The organism is Mycobacterium palustre (genome assembly GCF_002101785.1).
Lineage (GTDB): Bacteria > Actinomycetota > Actinomycetes > Mycobacteriales > Mycobacteriaceae > Mycobacterium > Mycobacterium palustre.
Genome location: NZ_LQPJ01000136.1, coordinates 33,695 through 60,193 on the forward strand (window position 1 = coordinate 33,695; position 26,499 = coordinate 60,193).

Annotated in this window: 24 protein-coding genes and 3 pseudogenes; 15 read left to right on the top strand and 12 right to left on the bottom strand. The window is 68.3% G+C overall.

Features of this window, described 5'->3' with window-relative positions; genetic code table 11:
• Complete coding sequence (locus AWC19_RS23345) at positions 1-570, bottom strand: PadR family transcriptional regulator (RefSeq protein WP_085080666.1); 570 nt, start codon at positions 568-570, stop codon at positions 1-3.
• 122 nt (positions 571-692) lie between these two features.
• Between AWC19_RS23345 and AWC19_RS23350 the strand changes: the two are divergent.
• Positions 693-1,121 (top strand): annotated as a pseudogene (locus AWC19_RS23350) (nuclear transport factor 2 family protein).
• A gap of 4 nt (positions 1,122-1,125) precedes the next feature.
• Positions 1,126-2,163, top strand: a complete 1,038-nt coding sequence (locus AWC19_RS23355; protein WP_085080472.1) for an LLM class F420-dependent oxidoreductase — start codon at positions 1,126-1,128, stop codon at positions 2,161-2,163.
• Positions 2,164-2,173: 10 nt separating this feature from the next.
• Here AWC19_RS23355 and AWC19_RS23360 read toward each other — a convergent pair whose 3' ends face one another.
• Positions 2,174-3,412: an MFS transporter gene (locus tag AWC19_RS23360; protein WP_085080473.1), complete on the bottom strand. Its 1,239-nt coding sequence runs from the start codon at positions 3,410-3,412 to the stop codon at positions 2,174-2,176.
• A 229-nt stretch (positions 3,413-3,641) separates the two neighbouring features.
• On the opposite strand from AWC19_RS23360, the gene AWC19_RS23365 reads away from it, so the two are divergent.
• Positions 3,642-3,920 (top strand): hypothetical protein, encoded by a 279-nt coding sequence (locus tag AWC19_RS23365; RefSeq protein ID WP_085080474.1) that lies wholly within the window; start codon positions 3,642-3,644, stop codon positions 3,918-3,920.
• A gap of 78 nt (positions 3,921-3,998) precedes the next feature.
• On the opposite strand, the gene AWC19_RS23370 is transcribed toward AWC19_RS23365, so the two are convergent.
• From AWC19_RS23370 to AWC19_RS23385, 4 genes are read right to left on the bottom strand one after another with little or no spacing between them, the layout of a single operon-like run.
• Positions 3,999-4,955, bottom strand: coding sequence for an NAD(P)/FAD-dependent oxidoreductase (locus AWC19_RS23370; RefSeq protein WP_085080475.1), 957 nt, complete (start codon positions 4,953-4,955; stop codon positions 3,999-4,001).
• Between the two features lie 17 nt (positions 4,956-4,972).
• Positions 4,973-6,190 carry a GNAT family N-acetyltransferase gene (locus tag AWC19_RS23375; RefSeq protein ID WP_085080476.1) on the bottom strand — a complete coding sequence of 406 codons (1,218 nt, stop codon included), beginning with the start codon at positions 6,188-6,190 and terminating at the stop codon, positions 4,973-4,975.
• A gap of 46 nt (positions 6,191-6,236) precedes the next feature.
• Entirely contained in the window at positions 6,237-7,448 is a 1,212-nt protein-coding gene (locus AWC19_RS23380; protein ID WP_085080477.1) for an acyl-CoA dehydrogenase family protein, read from the bottom strand.
• 25 nt (positions 7,449-7,473) lie between these two features.
• The gene (locus tag AWC19_RS23385) at positions 7,474-8,085 is read right to left on the bottom strand and encodes a TetR/AcrR family transcriptional regulator (protein WP_085080478.1); all 612 of its coding nucleotides are present in this window, start codon (positions 8,083-8,085) and stop codon (positions 7,474-7,476) included.
• Positions 8,086-8,352: 267 nt separating this feature from the next.
• Between AWC19_RS23385 and AWC19_RS23390 the strand changes: the two genes are divergently transcribed.
• Entirely contained in the window at positions 8,353-9,681 is a 1,329-nt protein-coding gene (locus tag AWC19_RS23390; RefSeq protein ID WP_085080667.1) for a sensor histidine kinase, read from the top strand.
• Positions 9,682-9,847: 166 nt separating this feature from the next.
• Here the strand turns inward: AWC19_RS23390 and AWC19_RS23395 are convergent, their stop codons facing one another.
• Positions 9,848-12,685, bottom strand: coding sequence for an MMPL/RND family transporter (locus AWC19_RS23395; RefSeq protein WP_085080479.1), 2,838 nt, complete (start codon positions 12,683-12,685; stop codon positions 9,848-9,850).
• Positions 12,682-13,062, bottom strand: coding sequence for a hypothetical protein (locus AWC19_RS23400; protein WP_085080480.1), 381 nt, complete (start codon positions 13,060-13,062; stop codon positions 12,682-12,684). Before AWC19_RS23400 ends, AWC19_RS23395 begins: the two co-directional genes overlap by 4 nt.
• 135 nt (positions 13,063-13,197) lie before the next feature.
• On the opposite strand from AWC19_RS23400, the pseudogene AWC19_RS31450 reads away from it, so the two are divergent.
• Together AWC19_RS31450 and AWC19_RS23410 are read left to right on the top strand one after the other, a co-directional pair.
• Positions 13,198-14,406 (top strand): annotated as a pseudogene (locus AWC19_RS31450) (sensor histidine kinase); the annotation flags it as partial.
• A gap of 25 nt (positions 14,407-14,431) precedes the next feature.
• A complete protein-coding gene (locus AWC19_RS23410) occupies positions 14,432-15,076 on the top strand; it encodes a response regulator transcription factor (protein WP_085080481.1) in 645 nt (214 codons plus the stop codon).
• Here AWC19_RS23410 and AWC19_RS23415 read toward each other — a convergent pair.
• Together AWC19_RS23415 and AWC19_RS23425 are read right to left on the bottom strand one after the other, a co-directional pair.
• Positions 15,073-15,588 carry a winged helix-turn-helix transcriptional regulator gene (locus AWC19_RS23415; RefSeq protein WP_085080482.1) on the bottom strand — a complete coding sequence of 172 codons (516 nt, stop codon included), beginning with the start codon at positions 15,586-15,588 and terminating at the stop codon, positions 15,073-15,075. The two genes, AWC19_RS23410 and AWC19_RS23415, sit on opposite strands and share 4 nt — an antisense overlap.
• Positions 15,589-16,149: 561 nt before the next feature.
• Positions 16,150-17,601 (bottom strand): aldehyde dehydrogenase, encoded by a 1,452-nt coding sequence (locus AWC19_RS23425; protein ID WP_085080483.1) that lies wholly within the window; start codon positions 17,599-17,601, stop codon positions 16,150-16,152.
• A gap of 80 nt (positions 17,602-17,681) precedes the next feature.
• Here AWC19_RS23425 and AWC19_RS23430 point away from each other — a divergent pair, with 80 nt between their 5' ends.
• The 9 genes and pseudogenes from AWC19_RS23430 (at position 17,682) to AWC19_RS23470 (ending at position 24,659) form a co-directional block, all read left to right on the top strand.
• Positions 17,682-18,947 carry an aromatic ring-hydroxylating oxygenase subunit alpha gene (locus tag AWC19_RS23430; protein ID WP_085080484.1) on the top strand — a complete coding sequence of 422 codons (1,266 nt, stop codon included), beginning with the start codon at positions 17,682-17,684 and terminating at the stop codon, positions 18,945-18,947.
• 2 nt (positions 18,948-18,949) lie between these two features.
• On the top strand, positions 18,950-19,279 hold the full coding sequence (locus tag AWC19_RS23435; RefSeq protein ID WP_085080485.1) for a hypothetical protein: 330 nt from the start codon (positions 18,950-18,952) through the stop codon (positions 19,277-19,279).
• Entirely contained in the window at positions 19,276-20,541 is a 1,266-nt protein-coding gene (locus AWC19_RS23440; RefSeq protein WP_211284984.1) for a metal-dependent hydrolase family protein, read from the top strand. Before AWC19_RS23435 ends, AWC19_RS23440 begins: the two co-directional genes overlap by 4 nt.
• Positions 20,528-20,980 carry a MarR family winged helix-turn-helix transcriptional regulator gene (locus AWC19_RS23445; RefSeq protein WP_085080487.1) on the top strand — a complete coding sequence of 151 codons (453 nt, stop codon included), beginning with the start codon at positions 20,528-20,530 and terminating at the stop codon, positions 20,978-20,980. The genes AWC19_RS23440 and AWC19_RS23445 overlap by 14 nt, the downstream gene beginning before the upstream one ends.
• A gap of 103 nt (positions 20,981-21,083) precedes the next feature.
• Positions 21,084-21,371, top strand: a pseudogene (locus AWC19_RS23450) (2Fe-2S iron-sulfur cluster-binding protein); the annotation flags it as partial.
• Complete coding sequence (locus tag AWC19_RS23455) at positions 21,368-22,126, top strand: SDR family NAD(P)-dependent oxidoreductase (RefSeq protein ID WP_085080489.1); 759 nt, start codon at positions 21,368-21,370, stop codon at positions 22,124-22,126. The pseudogene AWC19_RS23450 and the gene AWC19_RS23455, both read left to right, overlap by 4 nt.
• Positions 22,127-22,171: 45 nt before the next feature.
• On the top strand, positions 22,172-23,440 hold the full coding sequence (locus AWC19_RS23460; protein WP_085080668.1) for an aromatic ring-hydroxylating oxygenase subunit alpha: 1,269 nt from the start codon (positions 22,172-22,174) through the stop codon (positions 23,438-23,440).
• A gap of 27 nt (positions 23,441-23,467) precedes the next feature.
• A complete protein-coding gene (locus AWC19_RS23465) occupies positions 23,468-23,791 on the top strand; it encodes a hypothetical protein (protein ID WP_085080669.1) in 324 nt (107 codons plus the stop codon).
• 22 nt (positions 23,792-23,813) lie between these two features.
• Positions 23,814-24,659 (top strand): TauD/TfdA dioxygenase family protein, encoded by an 846-nt coding sequence (locus tag AWC19_RS23470; RefSeq protein ID WP_085080490.1) that lies wholly within the window; start codon positions 23,814-23,816, stop codon positions 24,657-24,659.
• Between the two features lie 41 nt (positions 24,660-24,700).
• Here the strand turns inward: AWC19_RS23470 and AWC19_RS23475 are convergent, their stop codons facing one another.
• Both AWC19_RS23475 and AWC19_RS23480 read right to left on the bottom strand, forming a co-directional pair.
• Entirely contained in the window at positions 24,701-25,081 is a 381-nt protein-coding gene (locus tag AWC19_RS23475; protein WP_245849280.1) for a hypothetical protein, read from the bottom strand.
• A gap of 64 nt (positions 25,082-25,145) precedes the next feature.
• Positions 25,146-26,489, bottom strand: coding sequence for an aromatic ring-hydroxylating oxygenase subunit alpha (locus AWC19_RS23480; RefSeq protein ID WP_085080671.1), 1,344 nt, complete (start codon positions 26,487-26,489; stop codon positions 25,146-25,148).
• Positions 26,490-26,499: the final 10 nt, after the last annotated feature.

Consider the following 26,499-nt stretch of genomic DNA (forward strand, 5'->3'; position numbering starts at 1 on the left):
TCAGGCCGAGCGGTCGCCTTCCAGCCGGTGCTCGATGATCGTCAGCGCGCGCTCGGCCCAGCGAATGTTCTCTTCCTCGAACGATATTCCGCGCAACAGCGTCAGGTAGGGCCCCACTCGCTCGACCTGGGCCAGATATTCGTCCTCGTCGCGGCCGCCGAGGAGCCGGTCGCGTAACCGCTTGTAGCGCTGCGCTTTCGCGTTCGCCCGCTGCAGCAGTTCGAGGATGTGCCCGTGCACGGCCCGCACGTCGCCCGCGTCGGCGGCCTGGACCTTGACCAGCAGGTCGTCGCGCAGGACCGGCGGCTTCGGCGGCCTGGCGGTGAACTGGCGGATCGCGCCGCGGCCCGCCTCGGTCAGCGAGAACATGCGCTTGTTGGGCCGGCGCTCCTGGTGAACGACCCTGGCCTGGATGAGGCCTTGCTCGGCGAGCCGGTCGAGCTCGCGATAGAGCTGCTGGGGGGTGGCCATCCAGAAGTTGGCGACCGAGGCATCGAAGCCCTTGGCGAGGTCATATCCGGAGGCCTCACCCTCCAGCAGAGCGGCGAGCACCGCGTCACGCAGCGACACGGCCGACAGTATAGTCACCACATAGCCAACAAAGTGATTAGTCACATATCGACATATGACAGCGATGGTTCTAGAGTCGAGCCCACTTACTCAACAAGTTGACTACTACTGCGAGGTCGTTCATGCACCCCTTCCGGAAGGCGGTCGAGCAACGCGACGAGGCGGCCATCCAGGCGCTGCTGGCCGACAACGTCGTGTTCACCAGCCCGGTGGCGTTCAAGCCGTACGTCGGCAAGCCGATCACCGCGGCGATCCTGCGCGGGGTGTTGCGGGTGTTCGACGGCTTTCACTAGATCCGCGAGATCGCCGATGCCCACGGTCGCGACCATGCGCTCGTCTTCAAGTCCGGGATAGCCGGGGTGCCGGGCGTGACGATCACCGGCTGCGACTTCCTGCACCTCGACGAAGACGGGTTGATCGACGACTTCATGGTGATGGTGCGGCCGCTTTCGGGTGCGACGGCGCTGTCGGAGGCGATGGGCGCGCAGTTCGACCGGATCCGGCACGAGGCCGTCGAACTGGCCGACCAGTTCGCCGCTGCACGGAGGTAGGCGAATGCGGATCGGACTGGGGATCAACTACGCCGGCGGGTTCAAGGAGGTCGCCGCCGAGGTGGCGGACCTGGAGCGCGCCGGGTTGGACATCGTCTTCGTCCCCGAGGCGTACTCGTTCGATGCGGTGAGCGCGCTGGGCTACCTGGCGGCGAGCACGGAGCGGGTCCAGCTGGCGTCGGGCATCCTGCAGCTCTACACCCGCACGCCCACGCTGACGGCGATGACGGCCGCCGGCCTGGACTACGTCTCCGATGGCCGGTTCATCCTCGGCCTGGGCGCGTCGGGGCCGCAGGTCATCGAGGGCTTCCACGGTATGCCGTACGACGCCCCGATCGCGCGCACCCGCGAGGTCGTCGACATCTGTCGCCAGGTGTGGCGCCGCGAGGCGGTGCAATACCGGGGCAAGCACTACACGATACCGCTGCCCGCGGGGCAGGGCACCGGGCTGGGGAAACCGCTCAAACTCATCAATCAGCCTGTCCGCGAACGCATCCCGATACTGATCGCCGCGCTGGGGCCCAAAAACGTGGAGCTGGCCGCCGAGATGGCCGAGGGCTGGCAACCGATCTTCTTTCTGCCGGAGAAGGCGCGCGAGGTGTGGGGGCCGGCGCTGGCCGCAGGCCAGGCCAAGCGCGACCCAGCGTTGGGCGATCTCGACGTGTACGCCGGACCGGTCCTGGCCATCGGCGAAAACGTCGAGCCGTTGCGCGAATTCGTCAAACCCCACCTGGCGCTCTACATCGGCGGCATGGGCGCCAAGGGCAAAAACTTCTACCACACGCTGGCCACCCGGTATGGCTACGGCCCGCAGGCCGACCGGATTCAGGAGCTTTATTTGGCCGGCGACAAGGACGGCGCCGCCAAGGTCGTGCCCGACGACCTCGTGCGCGACGTCAACCTCATCGGTACGCGCGAGTTCGTCAAGGAACGTCTGGCGGCGTTCCGCGAGTCCGGGGTCACCGCCCTGAACGTGGCGCCCATCGCGGGTACGCCCGCCGAACGGGTCAAGCTGATCGAGGCGCTGCGCGAACTGCTCTGATCGCCGGTGTTCACCAAGCCGGAGTCTTTAGCCTGGATCGCTTCTGGCGCTGGCCTTCTCGGCTGAGCCGCACCGCCCGGCTCAGCGCGGCCGACAACGCCAGTACCGACATCACGGCGAGAATCGCCGCCGAGGCCGTCGCCCCGACCGTCGCCAAGATCAACGGCAGGCCGAAGCCGACGTAGGTGACGACGTAGAACACGCCGACGAGCGCGCCGCGGAGGCGTTGCGGCGCCGCGGTTTCCAAGTCGATCAGCCCCGCGCGCAGGCAGAGGCCGGACGCGCAACCCAGAACCAAAAACAGCGGCAGGCCCAGCGCCGGCGTCATGGTGGGCGGCGCCAACGCGGTCACGGCGTATCCGAGCGCGGCGAGCAGTGCGCCGGCGGTGCCGGCGTGCCGACCCCAGTTGGCCGCCCGGGCGATGACTTGGATGACCCCGCTGACACCGTTGACGATCAGCGTCGCGGTGCCAGCGGCCATCGGAGCGGTGAGCCCCGTGTGCAGCCGTGTGGGGATCGTGACGAATCCCAATGTCGCAGAGGCGAACACCCAGGGCGCCAGCGGCATGGCCCATCCCAGCGCCCACGCGGTCCCCTGCCGCGCCGGCGTGGACCGCTGCGGGACCGGCCCAGTCGCCGGCGCGGAAACGTCCGCACGACGCAGGGCCGCGAGCGTGACACCGATCGCCCCCACGACAAGGGCGGCGGCGACGCCGAACGACGCCGCCACACCGGCCTGCCCCGCCCGGGCGATCAACCCGCCGGCGAAGGGGCCGACGGCGAAGCCGGCGATCAGCACGGCTCCCGCCGTCGCCGCGCCGGCGGGACCGTTCAAATCCGAGGCCCATGCCGTGCAGGACGTCATCGCGAGGCCCACGCCGACCCCCACGATCAAGCGGCCCACCAACAGAGCATCGGCGTGCTGGGACGCCAGCATCGCCGACGTGCCCACTAGGGAGGTCGCCGAACCCACCAGGGCCACCGACGGGCGCCCGAGCGCATCCGAGACGCGCCCACCGACGAGCAGCCCCGGAATCAGGCCCAGCGCATAGATTCCGAAGATGCCGTCGAGCGTGGTGGCGCTGAGGTGCTGTCGATCGCTGATCAACGGCATCAGTGCGACGAAGTGGTTGGCCACCCAACCCGTTGACAACATGAGCAGCAACACGCTGACGAACAGGGCTCGCGGAGCGGCCGGTTCCGACGGCGCCTGACGCAGCAGGCCGGTTGCACCACTCGACGAGATCACTGACTTCCTTTCGGATTGCCCACGGTGGCCGACCGCCCAAGCTCAACAGACCATGCGGCCAAAGGACTTATTCCCAGTTGCGCGCGACACGCACCGCCCCAGTGAGGTGCGGCGGCCGGTCGGCGGATACCCGTGCAAACACGCAGCGCGACGGCGCGATTCGCCGTCAAGGTTTCAAAACGGTCGATTTGGTGTACGTATACGACTACTCCGACCCGGGAAGGTAACGATGAAGCTAACTTCAGCCGCCATGATCGCGATCGCCGTGCTGCTGTCCAGCGCGTGTTCGCCCTCACAGGTCATCAACACCGGCGGCGACACCAAGTGCAAGGACTTCACCACCCAGGACGAGAAGAAGCAAAACGACGAAGTCAGCAAGATGCTCAAGGACAAGAACGGCGCCGATCCGACCAATGTGGAGATCTCGGCGACCCGGTTGTCGGCGATGACGTATTGCCAGACACTGGGCAAGCCCGACACCAAGATCTCCGAGGCGCCACACGGCTGACGCCGCATGCGCGCGCCACCGGGTTGGCAAACTCAGCGACGCGGTGCGAGCCGGGCTCGAGCGTCGGATGTGCCCGAGCTAGGCCAAGATCAGGTCAGCGGGCGGCTCATCGTCCAGGACGGCCCGCGCCAGCAGCTCGCCGAGCAACGGACCGAACTTCATCAAGTTGCTGCCGACGAACGCCACCACGCGGCCGCGGCGCGCCACCGTCCACCCGTCACCACCGGCGTCGAGCCAGGGCGCGCGAACCGTGACGCAGTCCACCCGGCCCACCGGCGAGAGCGACGGAAACAGCGCCCGCACGGTCGCCGGGTCCGGCAGCTCTTGGCCGAACGCCCAGCGCCCGGTGCTGCCCAGCGGCAACCCGTAACCCTCCGGCGCCGACAGGCAGGCGGCGCCGACGGCGGCGTCCGTTGAGGCCGCCTCGTAGGTGAAGCGGGTGTGCGGTGCGAACTCGGCGCCGAGCGGGCCGAAGAGCGCCGGCGTGTGGACCCCCGCGCAGATCAGCACCCGGTCGCCGCGCAGCACCGAGCCGCCGACGAGCGTCACGGTGCCGTCGTCGCCGACCGACACCGCCTCGCCGCGCCTGATCACGGCGCGCCGCGCCAGGGCCTCGAGCGCGCGCCGGATGCGCAGGCTGCCCCCGAGCGGATCGAACACCCCAATTTCCCACGGCGGAACCAGGAATGGGATCCGGGCCGTGATCTGCGGGCGGTCAACGAAACAGAACGCGGCGCCGGCATCCCGCATCGCGGCGGCAATCACCTCGGGCGCCGCGGCGGCGATGAATCCCTCGTCGCCGAGCAGGCGCCCGGCGCCCAGCTCGGCCTCCCAACGCAGCCAGCCGTCGCGCGCCCGCAGCGCGAGCCCACACAGCTCGGGCCGGCGGTGCGCGATGCGGAAGATCCGCGCCAGGCCCGCGGATTGCTCCGCGAACGGTTGGCCTCGCTCGAGGACGACCGCGTCCTCGCCGCGCCGCGACAGCTCGTAGGCCGCCGCGAGCCCGCAGATCCCCGCCCCGACGATCACGATCACGGTCTTTCCCCCTGCGATCAGAAGAAGAACCCGGCGTGCGGCGCGGCCGCGACCGCGAACAGCCGATCGGCGACGGCCAACGCCTCCGGGTCGTCGGCCCGGGCCAGGCCCGCGGCGGCCAGGCCGCGCCACGTCGCGCCGCCGAGCAGCACCGCGCCGAGCCCCTCGACCCCGACGTGGATTTGGGCGGGCCGGCCGGTGCGCTCGGCACCGGCGGCCGCGAGGGTGAAGCTGGCCGAATTGGCCGGCAGCAGTGGGTCATTCACCGCGACGGTAACTTCTCCGTCGCCGGTGTACCGGCGCGCCGCCAGCGCCCTTTCCGCGTCGATGACACGAAGCCACGTTTCGTCGCGCACCCCGGTCACGCGCACGCCCCGTCGATCGACCAGCAGCCAGGGCATCGGATCGTCGACGGGCATCATCCAAAACACCACGCGCTCAATGAGATCGAGCCCCAGCAGGAACCGCAGCAGGCCGACGTATGCGTCGGTGGTCGGTGCGAAGAAGTCCTCGACCGCAATGGTGCGCTGGTCGCTGACGAACCAGGCCTCCGTGTCGATGGGCCGGTAGCGGGCGAACCCCGACTCCAAACCCGGTTCGCCGTACACCGCGACATAGGAAAGCCCGGGGGACGATTCGGTGCGCAACCGCAACGCCTGCCACCACACTGCGGGTCGGTCGATGGTTCCCGGGCGGGACGGACGGTTCCCGGCGTAGATGCGGGGCAGGACCTCCCACGCCTCGGCCATGTCCAGCAGCCGCACCGGGCCCCGCGTGCCGATGTTCGGCCGCAACGCCGCTCGGGCCGTCTGGACCTCCAGCGACTGCGACAGGCTCGCCACTCCGTAGCCGAACCGTTCGTAGATCGTGGCTTCGGAGGCCCGCAGCGTCGCCACCACCTCGCCGCGGGCGGCGATGTCGCGCAGCTGATGGCGGATCAGGTCCGTGGCGATGCCCCGCCGGGTGAACGACGGCAGCACGCCGATGTGCGTCACCGCGGCGTGTCCGACGACCGCCCCGCCGGGCAATGTCAGCCCGCTCGTCACGGCGTCGGCGGTGCCGACGATGCGGTCTCCGACGAACGCGCCGATCGTGCGACCCGGCTCGAGCAGCTTGGTGATGTGGCCGGGGGGCAGATCCGACAGCGGCGGAAAGGCGACCATGGCGGCACGGAACACATTGGCCGCGGCGATCAGCTCGTCCTCGGTGTCGAGGACCCGGATGTCGGTGGTCATGCCGCCATCATGTCTGGCTCCGTCGGCGACGGCACCAGCGCGTCGCCTAGCGGATCGGCAGGCCGGTCACCGCCCGCGAAATCACCAGGCGCTGAATCTCACTGGTGCCCTCGAAGATCGTGAAAATCTTCGCGTCGCGGTGCATCCGTTCCACGGGGTAGTCGCGGGTGTACCCGTTGCCGCCCAGAATCTGGATGGCCTCGTCGGTGACGTACACGGCGGTCTCGCTGGCCACCAGCTTGGCCATCGAGCCCTCCGCGGACTCGAAGCTTTGGTTGTTGCGGGCCATCCAGCCGGCCCGCCACACCAGCAGGCGGGCCGCATCGATGCGGCTCTTCATGTCGGCCAGCTTGAACGCCACCGCCTGGAACTCGCCGATTTTGCGGCCGAATTGCTCGCGCTGGCAGGCGTAGTCGAGCGCGTATTCGTAGGCGGCGCGCGCCACCCCGACGGCCATGGCGCCGACGGTGGGCCGGGTGCGTTCGAAGGTCTTCATCGCCGCCTGCCCACCCAGCGACGCGCCGGACTTCGCCCGGGCGATGCGCGCCTCGAAGTTGTCCCGCCCACCCAGCAGGAAGTCCTCGGGCAACCGCACGTTGTCGAGAACCACCTCGGCGGTGTGCGACGCGCGGATCCCGTGCTTCTTGAACTTCTGCCCCTGGGCCAAGCCCTTGACCCCGGCCGGCACGACGAACGTCGCCTGCCCGCGGGTGCCGAGCTCGGGGTAGACGGAGGCCACCACGATGTGGACGTTGGCGATGCCGCCGTTGGTCGCCCACGTCTTGGTGCCGTTGAGGACCCATTCGCGGGTCGACTCGTCGTAGCGCGCGCGGGTCCGGATGGCGCCGACGTCGGAACCCGCGTCGGGCTCGGACGAGCAGAACGCGCCGAGCTTGGGTTCGTCCGGTGTGCCGAACATCTCGGGGAGCCACCGGCCGAGCTGTTCGGGAGTTCCGTTGCCGGCCAACGCCGCCGCGGCCAGGCCGGTGCCCAGGATGGACAGCGCGATCCCGGCGTCACCCCAAAACATCTCCTCGAACGTCGTGAGAAAACCCAGGCCCGTCGGCTCGGCGGCCTGTTGCGCGAAGAAATCGGGGGAGTACAGGCCCACCTTCGCGGCCTCTTGGATCACCGGCCACGGCGTTTCTTCGCGCTCGTCCCATTCGGACGCGGCAGGGCGGATGACGTCGGCCGCGAACTTATGCACCCAATCGCGCACCTCGATCACGTCGTCGCTCAGTTGCAGGGAAAAAGTCACGGTTCTCTCCTGAATTCGCCTGAAATCATTTCTTTTTGGGGCTCCGGTATTGGGCCAGGACGCTGAGTGTCTGGTTGACCCACGCCTCGAAGTAACGGTCTTCATCGATGTTGCCGGGCAACCGGCCGGTCAGCGCTTGCAGCGTCGCGGCATAGGACAGCGCCCCGATCGCCACGGCGGCGGCTGCCTCGGGGTCCGGGATGCGGGTGCGGCCGGAACGATTGGACGCCGCCAGCTCGTCGGCGAAACGCTGGTAGGCGTTGTCGGTGATAACCTGCCACGTCTTCTCGTCGAGGTCCCCGAGCTCGTCGGGCTCGCGCAACATGACCTTGAGCAAGTCCTCGCTCTGTTTGAGGTTGGTCCAGATGAGCTTGCCCGCGGTCCGAACCGCCTGTTCGACGCTGCCCGGCTCGCCGGCGTCGTACTGCTCGTGCGCGGCGACGATGCTGTCGATGCGGTGCGCGACGGCGGCCTCGAGCAGCTCACGCTTGGATCCGAAGTGCTTGTAGAGCGCGCCCGACCCCGGTGCCAGGCCCGACGCGCGCTGGATGTCGGCCACCGACGTCGCGGCGTAGCCCTTGTCGGCGAACAGCCCCAACGCCGCCGACAACAGGCGGTCACGTCCGGAGGGCTGCATGGTGAGAGAGTACTCACTCACCGACGTCCGGCGCAAATGAGGGTCGAGGGCCACGAATGGAGCCGAACAACTTGCGGCGACGAAGCGAGCCGCTCGCCGCGTGGGCCGTCCCCTGCGCTGCCAGGGGAGAAGACATCTCGCCTATATCCTGAGTCGATGGCCACGCCGGGGGCGAGCACGGAAGGCGAGATGTCAGAGGAATCGGCTGTCGGCGCCAGCCGGATATCGCGGCCCGACGCTCGCGCGTTTCCCCTGCTGCGACTGCCGATGCGGGTGCTGTCGCTGCGCACCATCGTCATCGTGGCCGCGTTATCGGTGATCGCCTTGGTCGTCCTGCTCGGCCTGTGGGTGTGGATCGGTGTCACCAACGACCAGTACAGTCAGCTCGACCGCCGGCTGGACTCGGTAAGCAGCCTCGGTGACATCAATTCGCTGCTCAACGGCGCCCAGCTGACCTACCCCGATCGGCCCATGCCCGACGGCAACGTGGTCCGCACCGCCCGCATCGGTGATGTGACCGTATCGGTGCCCGGCAACATCGTCCTGCCCAAACTGCCCAACGGCTACGCCAACACCACCATCAACGGCGTGCAATACCGGGTCCGCACCTTCACGGCCGGGCCGGCCTCCATCGCGCTCGCCGCGCCACTGGCCGAGGCCCAGCACCGGATCAACGAACTGCACCTGCGGGTGTTGCTGATCTGCGGCAGCGTCATCGGCGGCACGGTGCTGGTGGGCTGGTTCATTTCACTGATCATGGTCAACCCGTTTCTGCTGCTGGCCCAGCAGGCCCGGGCCATCAACGCCCAGTCGAGTCCCGACGAGGTCCAGGTGCGCGGCGTGCGAGAGGCGGTGGAGATCGCCGAGGCGGTCGAGGGCATGCTGGCCCGCATCGGCAACGAGCAACAGCGCACCAAGGCGGCGCTCGAGTCGGCGCGTGATTTCGCCGCCGTCGCCTCGCACGAGCTGCGCACCCCGTTGACGGCCATGCGCACCAACCTGGAGGTGCTGTCCACCTTGGAGTTACCTCCCGAGCAGCGCCAGGAGGTGATCGGCGACGTCATACGCACCCAGAGCCGGATCGAGGCGACGCTGACGGCGCTGGAGCGGCTGGCACAGGGCGAACTGACCACCGTCGACGATTTTGTCCCCTTCGACGTCACGGAGCTTTTGGACCGCGCCGCACACGACGCGCTGCGCATCTACCCGGGGGTCGAGGTGAAGCTGGTGCCCTCGCCCACGGTGTTGATGGTGGGTTTGCCCACCGGACTGCGGCTGGTGATCGACAACGCCATCGCCAATGCCGTCAAGCACGGTAGCGCCACCGAAATCTGTCTTACCGTAGGCAGTTCCAGTCAGGGCGTGGAAATCGCGGTCGACGACAACGGCACCGGTGTTCCGGAGGCCGAACGCACCGCGGTCTTCGCGCGCTTCTCGCGCGGGTCGACGGCGTCACGCTCGGGCTCCGGGCTAGGCCTCGCGCTCGTCGCGCAGCAGGCCGAATTGCATGGCGGCACAGCGTCTCTGCACGCGAGTCCCCTCGGTGGCACGCGCCTGCTGCTGCGGCTGGCGGGTGACGGGCGGGGGCCGGTGTAACCGGCGTGATAGGCGCGGTCGCCGACCCGCCACTGGGGCCTAGCGATTCACTAGAGCGATCTACATAATCGCCGGTATTGCTCGGCGGAAAGGCGATCCGCGATTGAGCGCCTATGTCAGCCGACTCGGCGCATATCAGGCAGGTTGCTATGACGCGGGTCGCGGGTCAAACGGGCTGAAGCTCCGGCGTTTTCGTCCCAGCCCGGCGGGTGCGCCGCGCCGTGCCGCGCGGCCACCAGAACCACCGGCCCAGCAGGACGATGATGGACGGCACGACCAGCGCCCTGACGACCAGGGTGTCCATCAACAGCCCCACCGCGATGGTGGTTCCGATCTGGGCGATGCTGAGCACGCTGCTGGCCAGCAACGCCAGCATGGTGAGCCCGAAGACGATGCCGGCGGTCGTGACCACGCCCCCGGTGCCGCCGAACGCGCGGATGATGCCCGTCCGGAGACCGGCCGTCGCCTCCTGTTTGATCCGCAGCGCCAGCAGCAGGTTGTAGTCCGCGCCGACGGCGATCAGCGCGATGAACGCGATGGGCGCGACGGACCAGTGCAGGTTGTGTCCGAACAGGTGTTGCCATATCAGCACGCTCGATCCCAGCGCGGACGCGTAGGAGGCCGCGACGGTCCCCACCACGGCGAGCCCCGCCACCGGGCTGCGCAGCATCGCGGTGACGATCAGGAAGATGAGCGCCAGCGCCGCACCCACGAGCAACGCGTTGTCGCGGGCGACCAACCGCTGCAGGTCGGCGGTGACGGGGCCGACGCCGGCCAGGTCGACCCCCGTCGGCGATAGGGTGCCCTCCTTGGTGGCTTCCCGGACCGCCAGGCGCACCTGGTCGGTGCGCCTGGCCCCGTCGACTCCCCACTCCTGGCCGTCGCCGTAGACCAGCAGGTAGGTGGCCCGCCCGTCGGCCGATGTCAGCTGGCGCAAAACCTCGACGTACCGCGGGTCGGTGAACGCGCGCTGCGGCAGATAGAAGCCCGCCGCGGCGCTGCCGCGAAATTGCGTCGCGATTTCGTTGAGGTAGTCGGTCAGCTGGCGCATCTGGGGACCAATCGTCTGGCTTAGGCTCAGCAGTTCGTGTGTGGCCGAACGCGCTTGCCCCAGCGCGGCTTTCATCGAGCCGACGCTTTGGGGTAGGCCCGCGATCGCCGCGGCGGCCGTGGTCGATCCGCTGGTCAGCTTGGCCGCGCCGTCGCCGAGCCGCGTCGAGGTCTGCACCAGGGTGTCGACCGGCTGGAGCACGCGGTCGACGGTCGCGCAGACCGGATTGGCGCCGCAGTCCGGAGTGCGGGCGACGAAGTCCCGCAGCGGTTCGAGGTAACCCGATACGGTGGTGACCGAGCGCTGCACGCCGTCCATCCCGGCCCGCATGTCGTCGGCGGCTGCGGACATGTCGGCCAGACCCGAACTGCCGCGGCGCAATCCGCTGCCGAGGCCGTCCACCGCCGCCTGCGTTCGGGCGAGCGCGCTGTCCAGCTCGGAGATCCGCTGCAGCCGCCGGGTCAAGGCGTCGGCCGTGTCGGTCAACTGGCGGCCGAGAACGCCCGATTGATAGCTCAGCGTGGCCTCGTCGGGCACCTTGCCGTCGGGGCGGCTCACGGACTGCACCGTGCGCACGCCCGGTATTGCCATGATCTGGCGGGTGATCCGCTCGACGGCGATCAGCCCCGCCGGCGTGCGCAGGTCGTGGTCGGCCTGGATCGTGACCACGTCGGGTAACAGCGTGTTGGCTGCGAAGTGCCGGTCGCCTGCCGCGTAGCCCCGGTTCGATTCGGTGGTCGGCGGCGCGGCGGCGGGTTCGTTCCACCCGACCCGCATGCCGGCCAGGGGAAGCGCCGTCAGCAGGAGCAGCGCGCCTGCGGTGACGAGCGTCGGGCCGGGCCATCGTGCCACCGCCGCGCCGACACGCCGCCAGCGCCGCGCCGTCGTCGACGCCCGCGGTTCGAGGTAACCGCGGCGCAGCGCCACGCCCATCAACGCGGGAGTCAGCGTCAACGCCGCCACCATGGTTATCAAAACCGCTATGGCACAGGGTATCCCGGCGCTCCGGAACGAGCCCACCTTGGCGAAGCCGAGGCAGGCCAGCGCCACCGACACGGTCAGTGCCGATCCGATCACCACCGGGGCGACGCCGCGGTAGGCCTCGGCGAGAGCCGGTGCCGGGGCGACGCCGTGCCGGCGGGCCTCGTGGTAGCGGCCGAGGAGGAATATGCCGTAGTCGGTTCCCGCGCCAAGGGCCATCGCCGCGATGAGCGCGACCGAAAACAACGACACCTCAACGATGTTGGCTTGCCCGAATGCCGCCACGACGGGCCGTGCCACGGCCAGGGCGAGCCCCACCGACAGCAGCGGAATCGCGGCGGCGACCGGCGACCGGTACACCAGCAGCAGCAACAGCAGGATGAGGCCGACGGTGGCGGCGGTGATCGTGAACATCTGCCGGTCGATCGCGGCGAATTCGTCGACGATCGTCGCGCCGGGCCCGGTGACGTGGGCTCGCAGGCCGGCCGGCGGGGACAGGCGTGCCACTACGCTGCGCACGAAGTTCACCGAATCTCGGGCTTGGGAGGTGCCGAGCATTCCGGCGAGCCGGACCATGACGCTGACGGCGCGCCCATCCGAGCTCTGAGCGCCGGCGGCCGTGGCGGGTTGCGACCACAGGTCGGTCACGGCGTTCACGCGGCGGCCGTCGTTGCGCAGTGCGGCCGTCAGCGCGTCATAAAACCTGCGGTCGGCCGGCGTGAGGCGCCGATCGCGTTCCAGGACAACGTAAACAAAGTTGTTGCTCGGCTTCTGGTTGAACAACTCCGCGGCGCGGGAGGCGGCGACGGAGCTCGGCGCGTCGGCCGGCATGAACGAGCGCGCGTGAGAGTCGACGACGCGCTCCAACTGCGGCACCGCCGCATTGGCGACGGTCGCGGCCAACAGCCACAGCCCGACGATCGGGACCGCGTACCTGCCCGCGAAGCCGCGAAGCGATGCTGGGCGAGTCATGCAACGGTCTGCCGATCGCTCGTCGGCCCGCCCAACAGGTCCACCGCCACCTTCTCGTCGTGAGAAAGGGAGCGCAACCGCAGCGACCGGCGCGGCGCGACGTCCAACAGGGCACGCAAGCCGGGCTCGGCCGCGGCCAGGTCGGCTCGCACCTGCGCGGCGGCGACGCCGTCGTCGGCCGCCTGATCGAGCTTGGCGACCAACGCCGTCATCCAGCGTTGTCGCAATGACAGCAGGAGCCCCTCGACGTCACCGAAAAGCCGGGACACTTCGGATGAGTCGTCGGCCAGCGCGAGCGCCGCTTCCGGATCCGACTCGGCGACGTGAATCAGTTGGGCCATAAGGGCCATGCGGTCGTGCAGCAGCGTCCATGTCATGCCTGCCAACGCTACGAAGGGCAGTCCCCGCCGCGCGTCGTGCCAAAGTTCGGTCTTCGCCTCCTACCACGGGCGGAGGCCGCTGCCGACCGCGGCATGATGCCGGCGGCCGTGCCGCTCTTTTACCATTGGACGATGTTGCGTTCAGCAACCGACTACCTGCGCGAACTGGTCCGAAAGCGCGGCGAGCTGATCCCAGTCGGGATCACATGGTCGTTTTTGCTGATCACCGATGCCATCGTGATCTTGGGCGGGTTGATCGCGACGCTGCAGCGACCGGCCGCCGACCTGCCAGTGGCGCTGGCCGCATTCGCGGTCGCCCTCGCCCCGGCACTGACCTTCGTCGTCTTCAACATGAAGGTCCACCCGTTGCTGTTGTGGGTGGCCTGGTCAGCGGCGACCGCGCTGATGTTGTTCGGCACGGCCACGCCGATCCGTGCCGATTTCGCACCGGCATTGCTGGTGTTGATGGTCGGAGCCGTCGGCACGTTGAGCTTCGGGGCGGGCGGCTTCCTGGCCACCGTGTCGGCGGCCGCGCTGCTGCTGGCCGCGTCCGCGCTGCACCGCCTCGACGCGGTGGCGCTGTACCTGGGTTTCGTTGCGGCGGGTTGGCTGCTCGGTTACCTGATGCGCACCCAGCGCCTGTTGCTGGCCGAACAGATCGAGGCGCAGAAGATGCTGGCCGAGCACGCCGCCGCCGACGAACGGCGACGCATCGCGCGCGAAGTGCACGACGTGATCGCCCACTCGCTTGGCATCACTTTGCTGCACGTCACGGGGGCACGCCGGGTGCTGCAGCAGGACCGCGACGTCGATGACGCGGTCGAGGCCCTGGAACAGGCGGAGCATCTCGGCCGGCAGGCGATGGCCGACATTCGGCGCACCGTCGGGCTGCTCGACGACGCCTCCCGCAGGGGCGCTCAAACCACGCCCGAACCCGGCATCGACGAAATCGGCGTCCTCGTCGGAGAATTCGCGCGGGCCGGGCTGGACGTCACGCTGCGCGCCGACGGGCCTACCCGTCGCGTGTCGCCCGCCGTCGGGCTGGCGCTGTACCGCATCGCCCAGGAGTCGCTGGCCAACATCGCCAAGCACGCCCCTGAGTCGAAATCGACTGTGAGACTATTTATTTCGGGATCATCCGCCCGGCTTTCCGTCACTAACCAGCTACCCGCCGCCGTGGCCGCGCGCCCGTCAGCCGAGGGACGGGGACTGCGCGGCATGCGCCAGCGCGTCGAGCTGCTCGGCGGGGCCATCGACGCCGGACCCACCCCCGACGGATGGTCAGTGTGCGCGGAGATCCCGCTCGAATACGGCGACAGCGGCTGGCGGCCCTGGTGGTGCAAGCTGTGTCGGCGAGGCGGCCGACATCTCCGTGCTGCTGGTCGACGACCAGGACCTGGTTCGGTCCGGCCTGCGCCGAATCCTGCGCCGCAAGGACGGTTTCGTCATCGTCGCCGAATGCGCCGACGGCGACGAGGTGCCGGCCGCGGTGGCCGAGCATCGGCCCGACGTCGTCGTGATGGATTTGCGGATGCGGCGCGTCGACGGCATCGAGGCGACACGCCTGTTGGCCGGCGGCCCACCGGTGCTCGCGCTGACCACCTTCAACGAGGACGAACTGCTCTCGGACGCGCTCCGGGCGGGGGCGGCGGGATTCGTGCTCAAGGACTCCTCGGCAGAAGAGCTGATCCGCGCCGTCCGGGCGGTCGCCAGGGGCGACAGTTACCTCGATCCCGCCGTCACGTCCCGGGTGCTCAGCACCTACCGCAAGGCGGCCAATGGCCCGCATGGAAAGCATGGCAACCAGATCGCCCAACTGACGACCCGTGAGCTCGACGTCCTGACGTTGATCGGAAAAGGCATGTCCAACAGCGAAATTGCCGACGAGCTCTGCATCTCGGGGGTCACGGTCAAGAGCCACATCGGCCGAATCTTCGGAAAACTCGACCTGCGCGACCGCGCGGCCGCGATCGTCTACGCCTACGACAACGGGATCGTCGCGCCGCGCTAGGTGCGATTGCGCGACCGGGCGGCGCCTTCCGGATGAAGCCGATCGATCAGCTGGGCGCCCGGCCCGGGTACCGCGCCCGGGCCCGGTTCGACCCTGAGGTTTTTGGTGTTCACCGGCTGACCGCACTCCGCGCAGCACACCGTCGGCGTGCAGCGGTGCCCGTCGTGGCGAAACAGCAGCGGCGGCCCCTGGGGCGGTGTGACCCATCGGTCACCCCACGCGGTGAGCGCGGCGAGGATGGGCACCAGGTCGCGACCGGCCGCGGTAAGCCGGTAGTGGTCGCGCGGTGGCCGCTCGCAATAGCGCACCCGCTCAACGACGTTCGCCTCCACCAAGGCCTTCAGGCGGGCGGTCAGCAGATTGCGTGAGATGCCAAGGTTGGTCGCAAGGTCATCGAACCGCGCCAGGCCCAGCGACAGGTCCCGGATGATCAGCGGGGTCCACCAATCCCCGATCACCTCCAGGCTGCGGGCCAGCGAGCAGTGAAAGTCGGCGAAGCTGACCTGGCGCATACCGACCGATACTAGTCAGTTGCTTTATTGAACTCAAGCCGCTACCGTACTGAGTGCAACGATTGAACTTAGTACGCGTGGACGGAGACCCCGGATGTCCATATCGCCAGCGACACTGACGAGCGGGTCCTCACCAATCAACCCGCACCGACAGCACCTTGAACACCTGGGTTTCCTCGAATCGGCCCGGATGGACCGCGAAATGGCGCGCGAGCTCCATCAGGGCGCGCGGCCGAGGTCCTCGTTTTCGATCAGCGCGGCCCTGATGAACATGTCGAACCGGCGCTTCCTCGCTTTCGCCGCCGGTCTGTTGCTGCTCACGGCCGGAGTGCTCGCCCTGCGTTTCCCCGTCTTCCTAGACGACTTCGACCAGTGGGGCTTCCAAATCAATTGCGGCAACGGGATTGCCGGCAACCTGACGCAGGCCGGCGTGGCCGATTCGGCGGGAACGGATTTCGTCGAGCAGTGTCACGCAGCCGTGGCGCTGCGGCGAGGCTGGGCGATCCCCTTGGTGGCGGCCGGAGCGTTGCTCGTCGGCGCCCTGCTGGTGATGCCGCCGCGTCAGCCCAGGGCGGCCGTGGAGATCGATTTCATGACGGTGTACCCCTCGATCCCTTCGGCGCCGAGCTCGCGACCGTATCCGCTCGCCTTGACCCCGCCGAAGGGGGCGAACGGATCCATCGTGTAGCCCTGGTTCACGCCGAACGTTCCGGTGCGTACCCGGGTCGCGATGTCCACCCCTCGGGCGGGGTCGGCCGTGAACACCGATCCGGCCAGCCCGTAGTCGGAGTCGTTGGCGATCGCTACCGCCTCGTCCTCGTCGTGGTAGCGGATCGCGGTCAGCACCGGACCGAAGATCTCTTCGCGGGCGATGCGCATGGCGTTGTCGGCGTCGGCGAACAGCGTCGGCTTCACGTACCACCCGCGCTCGATCCCGTCGGGCAGCTCGGCGCCGCCCAGGACGAGGCGCGCCCCTTCGCGCTTCCCTTCGGCGATGTAGTCGCGGACCCGCTCCTGTTGACGCCGAGCGACGAGCGGGCCGAGCTGTGTCGCCGGATCGGCCGGGTCGCCGATGCGCAACGAGCCCATCTCCGCCGCCAAGGCATCGACGAACTCATCACTCCGCTTGCCCGGCAGCAGGATTCGGGTGAGTGCATTGCAGATCTGGCCGCTGTTGGACAAGCTGGCCGACCGGATCGCGGCGGCCACGGCGCCGGGGTCGGCGTCGTCGAGCACGATCGCCGCGGATTTTCCGCCGAGCTCCAGGCTGACCCGCTTGAGGTCGCCCGCGCAGGCCGCCGCGACCGCCCTACCGGCCGCGGTCGAGCCGGTGAACGACACCTTGTCCACGCCGGGGTGGCGGACGAGCCGCTCACCGACGGACGCGTCGCCGGGCAGCACACTGACCACGCCCGGTGGCAGGCCGGCCTCTTCGAGCATCGCCGCCAGGAGAAGCGCGTCGAGGGGCGATTCGGGCGCCGGCTTGACCACGACGCTGCATCCCGCCAAGAGGGCCGGGATCAGCTTGGTGACGATGAGGAACTGCGGCATGTTCCACGGGACGATCGCGGCCACCACGCCGACGGGTTCCCGCCGGATGTCGAGGTCGGCGCCGTAGAAACCGGGCCGCTTTTCCTGCCACGGAAAACTCTCCGCGAGGTCGCAGAACGCGGCCATCATCATCGCGGGCAGGCCGACCTGCGCTCGCTGGGCGAAGCTGGTGGGTGCGCCGATCTCGGCGGTGATCACGTCGGCCATCTGCGAGCGTTGTGCGCCATAGAGTTTGGCGAGCCGGCGCACGGCCTCGACGCGGTCGGTAGGGCCCAGGCGCGGCCACGGCCCCTCGTCGAACGCCTTGCGCGCGGCCGTCACGGCGGCGTCGACGTCGGCGGGGCCCGCCGCGGCCACGCGGGCGACGGGCGATTCGGTGTGCGGCGAGATCACCTCGATGGTCTGCTCGGTGCTGGGGGCGGACCACGTCCCACCAATGAACAGGGCGTCGTGTCGGTGCACCGCGGGTCCTCCTCGTTTGTCGATCGCCGGCAATATCAACTACTTGCGATTGCCCTGCCGAGCATATACGGTCAGCAGGCATGCCTCGCTTTCCCAAGCCGCCCGAAGGCAGCTGGACCCAGCACTATCCCGAACTCGGCACCGGGCCGGTGTCCTACGAGGACTCCCTCAGCCCGCAGGTGTACGAGCTCGAGCGCGCGGCGATCTTCAAGCGTGCGTGGCTGAATGTCGGCCGGGTGGAAAGCCTTCCGCGCAAGGGCAGCTATTTCACTAAGGAACTCAAGGTCGCCAACACGTCGATCATCGTGGTGCGCAACTCCGCGGGCGAGGTCAAGGCGTTCCACAACATCTGCCGGCACCGCGGCAACAAGCTGGTCTGGAACGACATGCCGCTGGAAGAGACCAGCGGCGTGTGCCGGCAATTCACCTGCAAGTACCACGCGTGGCGCTACGACCTGGACGGCAACCTCACCCATGTGCAACAGGAAAGCGAGTTCTTCGACCTGGACAAGAGTCGCTATGGGCTGGTGCCGGTGCACTGCGACGTGTGGGAGGGATTCATCTTCGTCAACTTCGCCCCGCGACCCGAGCAGCCGCTGCGGGAATTCCTCGGCCCGATGGTCACCGGTTTGGAGGGCTACCCGTTCGGGCGGATGACCTCTCGGTGGTGCTACCGCTCGGAGGTGAACGCGAACTGGAAGCTCTACATGGACGCGTTCCAGGAGTTCTACCACGCGCCGGTCCTGCACGCGAACCAGTCACCGACCACGTACTCCAAGGCCGCGGCCGAGGCGGGCTTCGAGGCGCCCTACTACCGCATCGACGGGCCGCACCGCCTGGTCAGCACCTCCGGCGTACGGGCATGGGAGATGGACGCCGAGATGCGCAAGCCCATCGAAGACATCTGCCGGAGCGGATTGTTCGGCCCTTGGGACAAGCCCGATCTCGGCGAACTGCCCGCCGGTGTCAACCCGGCTAAGTGCGACCCCTGGGGGCTGGATTCGTTCCAGCTGTTCCCCAACTTCGTCATCTTGATCTGGAGTCAGGGCTGGTACCTGACGTACCACTACTGGCCGACGTCGCATAACACCCACGTGTTCGAGGGCACCCTGTACTTCCCGCGGCCGCGCACGCCCCGCGAACGCGTCGCCCAGGAACTCGCCGCCGCGACGTTCAAGGAGTACGGATTGCAGGATGCCAACACCTTGGAAGCCACCCAGTCGATGATCGAAACGGGTGCGGTGCGCGAATTTTTGCTCAACGACCAAGAGATCCTGCTGCGCCACCTGCACAAGGAGACCGCCGCCTGGATCGCCGAATACCAGGGCAGCGCGGTGGGGGTGTAGCCGTGACCGCCAAGCTGCCAACGGAATTCGCCGACCTGGAACCGTTTTCGGACTGGTGCCTCGACAGCGAACCGCAGCGCTACCACAAGAGGCTGAACAGTTCGATGGCCGAGATGCAGGCCTTCTACGACGCGATCACGCCGCGCGCCGAAGAGGCCATCGCCTACTGCGACAAGTTCCCGCTCGAGGACCTGCCCGAAGACGTCACCAACCTGATGCACCTGCTGTATTCGCTGATCACGGTGTCGTTCCCGGTGGAATGCTGGAAACAGCCGCGAGTGCCGGACTCGGGTGCCTCAAGTCTGGACTGCGTCTCCGAACCCATGCCGTGACCACCATCCTGCGGGCCGATCGCTGGGCGGACGTCGACGCCGGTGAGGTCCGCTCACCGGCCGTCGTGGTGATCGACGGCGACCGCATCAGCGCCGTCAATCCCGTTGCGCCGCCGCCTGATTCGGCGACCGAGATCGACCTGGGCGACGTCACCCTGCTGCCCGGCCTGATGGACATGGAGCTCAACCTGCTGATCGGCGGCCCCGGCGGGCCGGAGGGCTTGCCGAGCCCGATGCACGGCGTGCAGGACGACCCCGCGTTCCGCACGCTGCGCGGCGCCGTCAACGCGCGGACCACCCTGGCCGCCGGCTTCACCATGGTGCGCAATCTGGGCCTGATGGTCAAGACCGGCGGCTACCTGCTGGACGTGGCGTTGCAGCGCTCCATCGACCAGGGCTGGCACACCGGACCGCGGATCGTGCCCGCCGGCCACGCCGTCACCCCGTACGGCGGACACCTGGACCCGACGGTGTTCCAGCGGCTGGCTCCGGGCATCATGCCGCTCAGCGTGGCCGAAGGCATCGCCAACGGCGTGCCCGACGTGCGCGCGTGCGTGCGCTACCAGATCCGCCACGGCGCCAAGGTGATCAAGGTGTCCGCCTCGGGCGGCGTGATGTCGCACAGTACCGCGCCGGGGGCCCAGCAGTACTCCGACGAGGAGTTCGCCGCGATTGCCGACGAGGCGCATCGAGCCGGGATCCGGGTGGCGGCGCACGCGATCGGCGACAGCGCCATCCGCGCGTGCATCCGGGCGGGAATCGACTGCATCGAACACGGTTTTTTGGCCAGCGACGAGACGATTCAGATGATGGTCGACCACGGCACCTTCCTGGTGTCGACGACCTACCTGACCGACGCCATGGCCATCGACCGGATCGCACCCGAATTGCGCAAGAAGGCCGACGAGGTGTTTCCGCGGGCAAAATCGATGCTGCCGAGGGCGATCGCCGCCGGCGTGCGCATCGCGTGCGGCACCGATGCACCCGCCGTGCCGCACGGCCAGAACGCCAAGGAGCTGTGCGCGCTGGTGGAGCGGGGCATGACGCCCATGCAGGCGATCCGTGCGGCGACGGTGATCAGCGCCGAGCTCGTCGAAGCCGACCACGAGCTGGGCCGGCTCGCGCCCGGTTATCTCGCCGATGTGATTGCGGTGCACGGGGACCCGTCACGCGACATCTCGGCCACCCTCGACGTCAGGTTCGTCATGAAGGGTGGGCGCGTCTACCGGAACGACCGCGGGGAAGAGCATGGAACTCTCTGACCAGATCTTGTGGCTGCTCAAGCAGGCGTTTCATTTCTCGCTGACGACGGTGAACGAGGCGATCAGTGATCACGGGGTGACGGCCGCCCAGATCGGCCTGATGCGCCAGCTCGCCAACGAACCCGGCCTGTCGGGGGCCGAGTTGGCCCGGCGGTTGTTGATCACACCGCAGGGCGCCCAGCTCGCCCTGACCACGCTGGAGCGCCGCGGTCTGGTGGAGCGCAAGCAGGATCCGCAGCACGGGCGGATCATGCAGGCCTACCTCACCGACGAGGGGCGGGCCATCACCATGGCGGCGCTGGCCGATGCGATCACCGCGCACGAGAGCGTGTTCGGGGTGCTCACCGCCGACGAGCAGCGGTTGCTGCACGACCTGCTGGCCCGCGTGGTCGAGCAAGGCACCGGCCATGCCCTGTACACCGACCGCGGCGAGGGCTAGGGGCCCCGGGTCTTTGCGCCGCCCGGCCATGTCAAGTACTTGATGAAGATAACAAGTACTTGATACTCTCGCCGGGATGGGACACGCGAGTGCGGGTGGCGACGCCGACCCGGTGACAACCGAGAAGGTGACGATCCAGCTCGACCGCCGGACCATCACCGTCGCCTACCGAGACGGCGACACGTTGCTGCAAACCGCGCGCATGGCGGGCCTGGCGGCCCCGTCTTCGTGCGAAGTAGGCAACTGCGGAACCTGTATGGCCAGGTTGACCGACGGCAGCGCGCGGATGATCAACAACGACGCGCTCACCGAAGAGGAGGTCGCCGAGGGTTGGGTCTTGACGTGCCAGTCGCTGCCGACTAGTGAATCGATCACTGTGGTCTACGAATGACGGGACGGTCAGTCGTGAAGGTGGCGGTGGTGACCGGCGGTGGGTCGGGCATGGGAGAGGCCACGTGCCACGAGCTGGGCCGGCGCGGGCACAAGGTCGCGGTGCTCGACATCAACGGCGAAGCGGCGCAACGAGTTTGCGAGGAGCTCCGGGCCGAGGGGGTCGAGGCCCTGGGCGTGGCCGCCGACGTCACCAACCGCCCGGCGGTGGAGGAGGCCTTCGCCAAGGTGCGAAGCGAGCTGGGACCGGTGAGCATCCTGGTGACCAGCGCCGGGATGGTCGGCTTCGGCCGCTTCCTCGACATCACCCCGGAATCCTGGTCGCGCATCATCGACGTCAACCTCACCGGCACCTTCCACTGCTGCCAGGTGGCGCTGACCGACATGATCGAGGCCAAATGGGGCCGCATCGTGATGATTTCGTCGTCCAGCGCGCAACGTGGATCGCCGCGCATGGCGCACTACGCGGCCTCCAAGGGCGCGGTCATCACGCTGACGAAATCGTTGGCCAACGAGTTCGCGTCGATGGGAATCACAGTCAACAACATCCCCCCGTCGGGCATCGAAACCCCGATGCAACACCAGTCCCAGGACCAGGGACACCTGCCGTCCAACGATGCGCTGGCCAGCCGCATCCCCATGGGCCACCTCGGCACCGGCGCCGACATCGCCGCGGCGGTGGGCTTTTTGTGCTCGGACGAGGCCGGGTTCATCACCGGGCAGGTCCTCGGTGTCAACGGCGGGGCCGTGATGTGAACGCGACGACACCCGTGAAACGCCATGAAGGAGAGGCAGGTTGCGATGACTCGATGGCCTAAACCCGCGGAGGGCAGCTGGACCGAGCACTATCCGGGACTGGGCACCGGACCAATCTCATTCAGCGACTCCACGTCACCGGAGTTCTACCAACTCGAGCGCGAGGCGATATTCAAACGGGCCTGGCTCAACGTCGCTCGCATCGAGGAACTTCCCAGGGTCGGCAGCTACCTCACCAAAGAGATCGAGGCCGTGCCCGCGTCGGTGATCCTCGTCAAAGGCAAAGACGAGGCGATCCGGGCGTTTCACAACATCTGCCGGCACCGCGGAAACAAGTTGGTATGGAACGACTTTCCCGGCCGGGAAACCAAGGGGACGTGCCGGCAGTTCACGTGCAAGTATCACGGCTGGCGCTATGACCTCGACGGCGCGCTGACCTTCGTGCAGCAACCTTCGGAGTTCTTCGATCTCGACACCGCCGAATACGGGCTGCGCCCGGTGCACTGCGACGTGTGGAACGGCTTCGTGTTCATCAACTTTGACGAGCGGCCGCGCCAGAGCCTGCGCGAGTTCTTGGGACCCATGATCACCGGCCTCGACGACTACCCGTTCGGCAAGCTCACCGAGCGCTACGACTTCCTGGCGCACAACAACAGCAACTGGAAGATCTTCGCCGACGCCTTCCAGGAGTACTACCACGTGCCGTCGCTGCACCCCCAGCAGGTCCCGTCGGCGGTGCGCGATCCCAACGCCGGGTTCGAGTGCGCGCATTTCCAGATCGACGGCCCGCACCGAGTCGTGTCGACCGCCGGCACCCGCCGCTGGCTGCTGGCCCCCGAATACATGTATCCGATCGAAAGGGCCACGCGCAGCGGCCTTGTCGGGCCGTGGCGCACTCCCGACATCGGGGAGCTGCCACCCGGGCTCAACCCGGGGGGCATCGAGCCCTGGGGCATCAGCAACTTCCAGATCTTCCCCAACCTGGAGATCCTCATCTACGGCGGCTGGTATTTGCTGTACCGGTACTGGCCGACGTCCCACAACACCCACCGGTTCGAGGCCTACACCGCCTTCCATCCGGCCCGCACGGTGCGCGAGCGCATCGAGCACGAAGTGGCCGCGGTGGTGCTCAAGGAGTTCGCCCTGCAGGACGCCGGGATGCTCGGCGGCACCCAGGCGGCTCTGGAAACCGGAATCGTCGACGAATTCCCCCTCAACGACCAGGAGATCCTGGTGCGCCATTTGCACAAAGAGGTCGTCGAGTGGGTCGAGCAATACCAGCGCGAAACCCAACGACAGCCTGTGGGGGTGTGAGCCGTGGCCCCCGGGAAAGATGAAGCCCTGCTGCCCAGCGCGTTCGCCGAACTGGAGGGGTTCGCGCGAACCTGGTGTCTGGCAACCGAAGCCGAACGCTGGAACCAGCGCATGGCCAGCAGCATGCCCGAGATGCGTGAGTTCTACAACGCCTTCTTCCCCCGCCTGGAGGAGGCGATCGACTACTGCGACAGGTTCAGCCTCGACGACATGCCCGAGGACGCGCTGCACCTGCTGCACCTCGTCTACTCGCTGGTGATGGTGGCGATGGCCGTCGAGGTCTTCGGCCAGGTCAAGCCCACCGACGCCGCGGACGCCGTCCTCGATCGCATCGGTGAACCGGTGCCGTGACCCTCGTCAGGAAGGACAGGCGATGAGTCTGCTCACCATCAACAAACTCACCGCCTCGGTCGGCGCCGAGGTCCTGGGCGTCGACGCCGACCGCCTGGCCTCCGATGACTTGCTCGGCGACGCGGTGCTGCAGGCGCTGGAAGATAACGGCGTCCTGGTGTTCCGCGGGTTGGGCCTAACGCCGCGAGCGCAGGTGGAGTTCTGCCGCCGGCTCGGCGAAGTCGACCACTCCTCTGACGGGCACCATCCGGTGCCGGGCATCTACCCGATCACGCTGGACACGTCGAAGAATTCCTCGGCGGCGTATCTGCGGGCCACCTTCGACTGGCACATCGACGGCTGCACCCCCGTCGGCGACGAGTGCCCGCAGAAGGCCACCGTGCTGTCGGCCGTCGCGGTCGCGCAGCGCGGCGGCGAAACGGAGTTCGCCAATTCCTATGCGGCGTACGAGGCGTTGACCGACGAGGAGAAGCGGCGGTTCGGCTCGCTGCGAGTGGTGCACTCGCTGGAAGCGTCACAGCGTCGCGTCACCCCCGACCCCACGCCGGAGCAACTGCGGCGCTGGCGGCAGCGACGCACCCACGAACATCCCCTGGTGTGGACGCACCGTAGCGGGCGCAGGTCGCTTGTTTTGGGCGCGTCCGCGGACTACGTCGTCGGCATGGACCGCGGCGCGGGCCGGGCGCTGCTGGACGAATTGCTGGGCCGCGCAACGAGTCCGGACATGATTTACAGCCACCGCTGGTCGGTCGGCGACACCGTCATCTGGGACAACCAGGGCGTGCTGCACCGCGCGGCCCCCTACGACCCCGACTCACCGCGGGAGTTGCTGCGCACCACCGTGTTGGGAAGCGAAGCGATCGAGTAGAAGCGTCGACGCGCGGGGCGGCCGACGCCGCTCACGCGACGTCACATCGGCGCGCCCTGTTGCGCCAGGTTCAGCAGCACGTAAGCCACGCAGAAAAGAAAGTTCAGCACGACGAGAACCATGCCCGCGAAGATCAGCGAACGGGTGCCCCGGCGTTTGAGGCGTTTGTACTTGGCGGCGCGCGACTCATGGTTCAGCTGGAGCGCGATCAAGGCGAAATTGACGTCCGTCACCTCGCGGTAGGCGGCGGGCGCGCCCGCCGCCATCTGCCGCAGGCGCTCGGGGGCGGTGTGGACCCCGACCCGCTGAAAACGCTGACAGAGCCGCCGCGCCCGCCTCCGGCCAAGCGCCTGACATCGCATCTGCACCTGATACGAGAGATGCCGTCGTTCGTCGCCCCAGGGGTTTGACGGGCTCGCCACAAGCGGGATCTTAGTTCGCTTTGGCGGGATTTCGGGAGGTCTGAGCCAATTATGTTGGTCCGACTTAGCCGGGCGCGCCGCCGCGGATCCGTTCGCGGTCCGGCAAGTCGAGGTAGCGCTCGAGGTTGCGGTGCATGTTGATCACGCGCCGCTCTTCGCTGGAGAGCACCAAGTGGGTGAAGCCGGGCTGGTGTAGGCCTCGCTGCAGGCCCGCGAGCAAGCGGATGTCCTGGGTGAGCACTAGGCCCGGCTCGGCTTGCCCGGCGGTGGTGCGCACATCGGTTGGCCTGTTGCGCGCGGCACCGGGCGCCATGCGCGTCGTCAGGAAGATGACCATCTCGCCGTGATCGGGATCGGGGCCGGGGCGCGAGCACATGACGGTCAGGTGATCGGCGTTGGCCAGCAACGTCATGTTGGGGAACACGTTGTACTGGTGCAGCCGGGTGATCCGGTCGGTGTCGGCCCAACCGAGGTTCACCCCGCGGCTGGCCGCGAACTCCCGCGTGCGCGCCGCGATCAAATCCTGCACGGTCTGCCCGGGCCGGCGCTCGTCGGCGGGGAACGGGGCGCCCTCGGCCGCGCCCATCAGCGCGCCCTGCGTGGAGACGTAGGCGTCCCAGACCTCTTCGTCGCTCAGCGCGCCGTCGAAGCGTGGGCTCGGCACGCCGTAAGGCTGGTCGGACTTGCCGGTATGGCCCCAGATCTGTTGCGGCGCATGGATATCGTCCACGCAGCGCAACAGCTCCGGATGCAGCGTCTGAATGTGATAGGTCTCGCTGTAGCCGTCGGCGATCGTCTTCCAGTTGGCCTCGACGTCGACGGTTAGCGTGGCGTAGCAGCGGAAGTCTTCCAGCCGGCACCAGGCGATGTCGTCGGGGACCGCCTCGAGGTACTGCAGCAACGGCATCGCGTCGACGTCGAGGTTGACGAAGACGAGCCCCGCCCAGGCGTCGACCCGGACCGGAACGAGCGGAAAGTCCGACATACGCAGCGAGCCGAAGCCCTTGCGGTCAGGCACCCGTTTGAGCGTGCCGGCCAGGTCCCAGGTCCACCCGTGGTAGCCGCACTTGAGCTCGCGCAGGCCCGCACCCGAACCCACGCACACCGAATTGCCGCGATGCCGGCAGGCGTTCTGGAAGGCGCGCAGCACGCCGTCGTCCCCGCGAACGATCAGCACCCCGTACGGGCCGCAGCGGTACTCGAAATAGTCCCCCGGTTGGGCGACGTGGTCGACCATGCAGGCGAGCTGCCACACCCTCGGCCACATTCGTTCCATCTCGAGCCGAGCGAACTCGGGGGAGTAGTAGCGTTCGGCCGGCACCAGGGTCGGCGAGGGGGGCGGGGCGCCGATCGCGTCCTGTTGGGCATGGGGGCCGGTGCGGGCCGGGTTGCCGACGGGCGCGTTCACCGGCGGTGCC

Excerpts from the sequence above, each read along its gene's own strand:
- AWC19_RS23355 (WP_085080472.1), top strand. The coding sequence starts at position 1,126 with ATGCGGATCGGACTGGGGATCAACTACGCCGGCGGGTTCAAGGAGGTC.
- AWC19_RS23365 (WP_085080474.1), top strand. The coding sequence starts at position 3,642 with ATGAAGCTAACTTCAGCCGCCATGATCGCGATCGCCGTGCTGCTGTCC.
- AWC19_RS23375 (WP_085080476.1), bottom strand. The coding sequence starts at position 6,190 with ATGACCACCGACATCCGGGTCCTCGACACCGAGGACGAGCTGATCGCC.
- AWC19_RS23385 (WP_085080478.1), bottom strand. The coding sequence starts at position 8,085 with ATGCAGCCCTCCGGACGTGACCGCCTGTTGTCGGCGGCGTTGGGGCTG.
- AWC19_RS23390 (WP_085080667.1), top strand. The coding sequence starts at position 8,353 with ATGCGGGTGCTGTCGCTGCGCACCATCGTCATCGTGGCCGCGTTATCG.
- AWC19_RS23395 (WP_085080479.1), bottom strand. The coding sequence starts at position 12,685 with ATGACTCGCCCAGCATCGCTTCGCGGCTTCGCGGGCAGGTACGCGGTC.
- AWC19_RS23400 (WP_085080480.1), bottom strand. The coding sequence starts at position 13,062 with ATGACATGGACGCTGCTGCACGACCGCATGGCCCTTATGGCCCAACTG.
- AWC19_RS23415 (WP_085080482.1), bottom strand. The coding sequence starts at position 15,588 with ATGCGCCAGGTCAGCTTCGCCGACTTTCACTGCTCGCTGGCCCGCAGC.
- AWC19_RS23430 (WP_085080484.1), top strand. The coding sequence starts at position 17,682 with ATGCCTCGCTTTCCCAAGCCGCCCGAAGGCAGCTGGACCCAGCACTAT.
- AWC19_RS23445 (WP_085080487.1), top strand. The coding sequence starts at position 20,528 with ATGGAACTCTCTGACCAGATCTTGTGGCTGCTCAAGCAGGCGTTTCAT.
- AWC19_RS23455 (WP_085080489.1), top strand. The coding sequence starts at position 21,368 with ATGACGGGACGGTCAGTCGTGAAGGTGGCGGTGGTGACCGGCGGTGGG.
- AWC19_RS23460 (WP_085080668.1), top strand. The coding sequence starts at position 22,172 with ATGACTCGATGGCCTAAACCCGCGGAGGGCAGCTGGACCGAGCACTAT.
- AWC19_RS23470 (WP_085080490.1), top strand. The coding sequence starts at position 23,814 with ATGAGTCTGCTCACCATCAACAAACTCACCGCCTCGGTCGGCGCCGAG.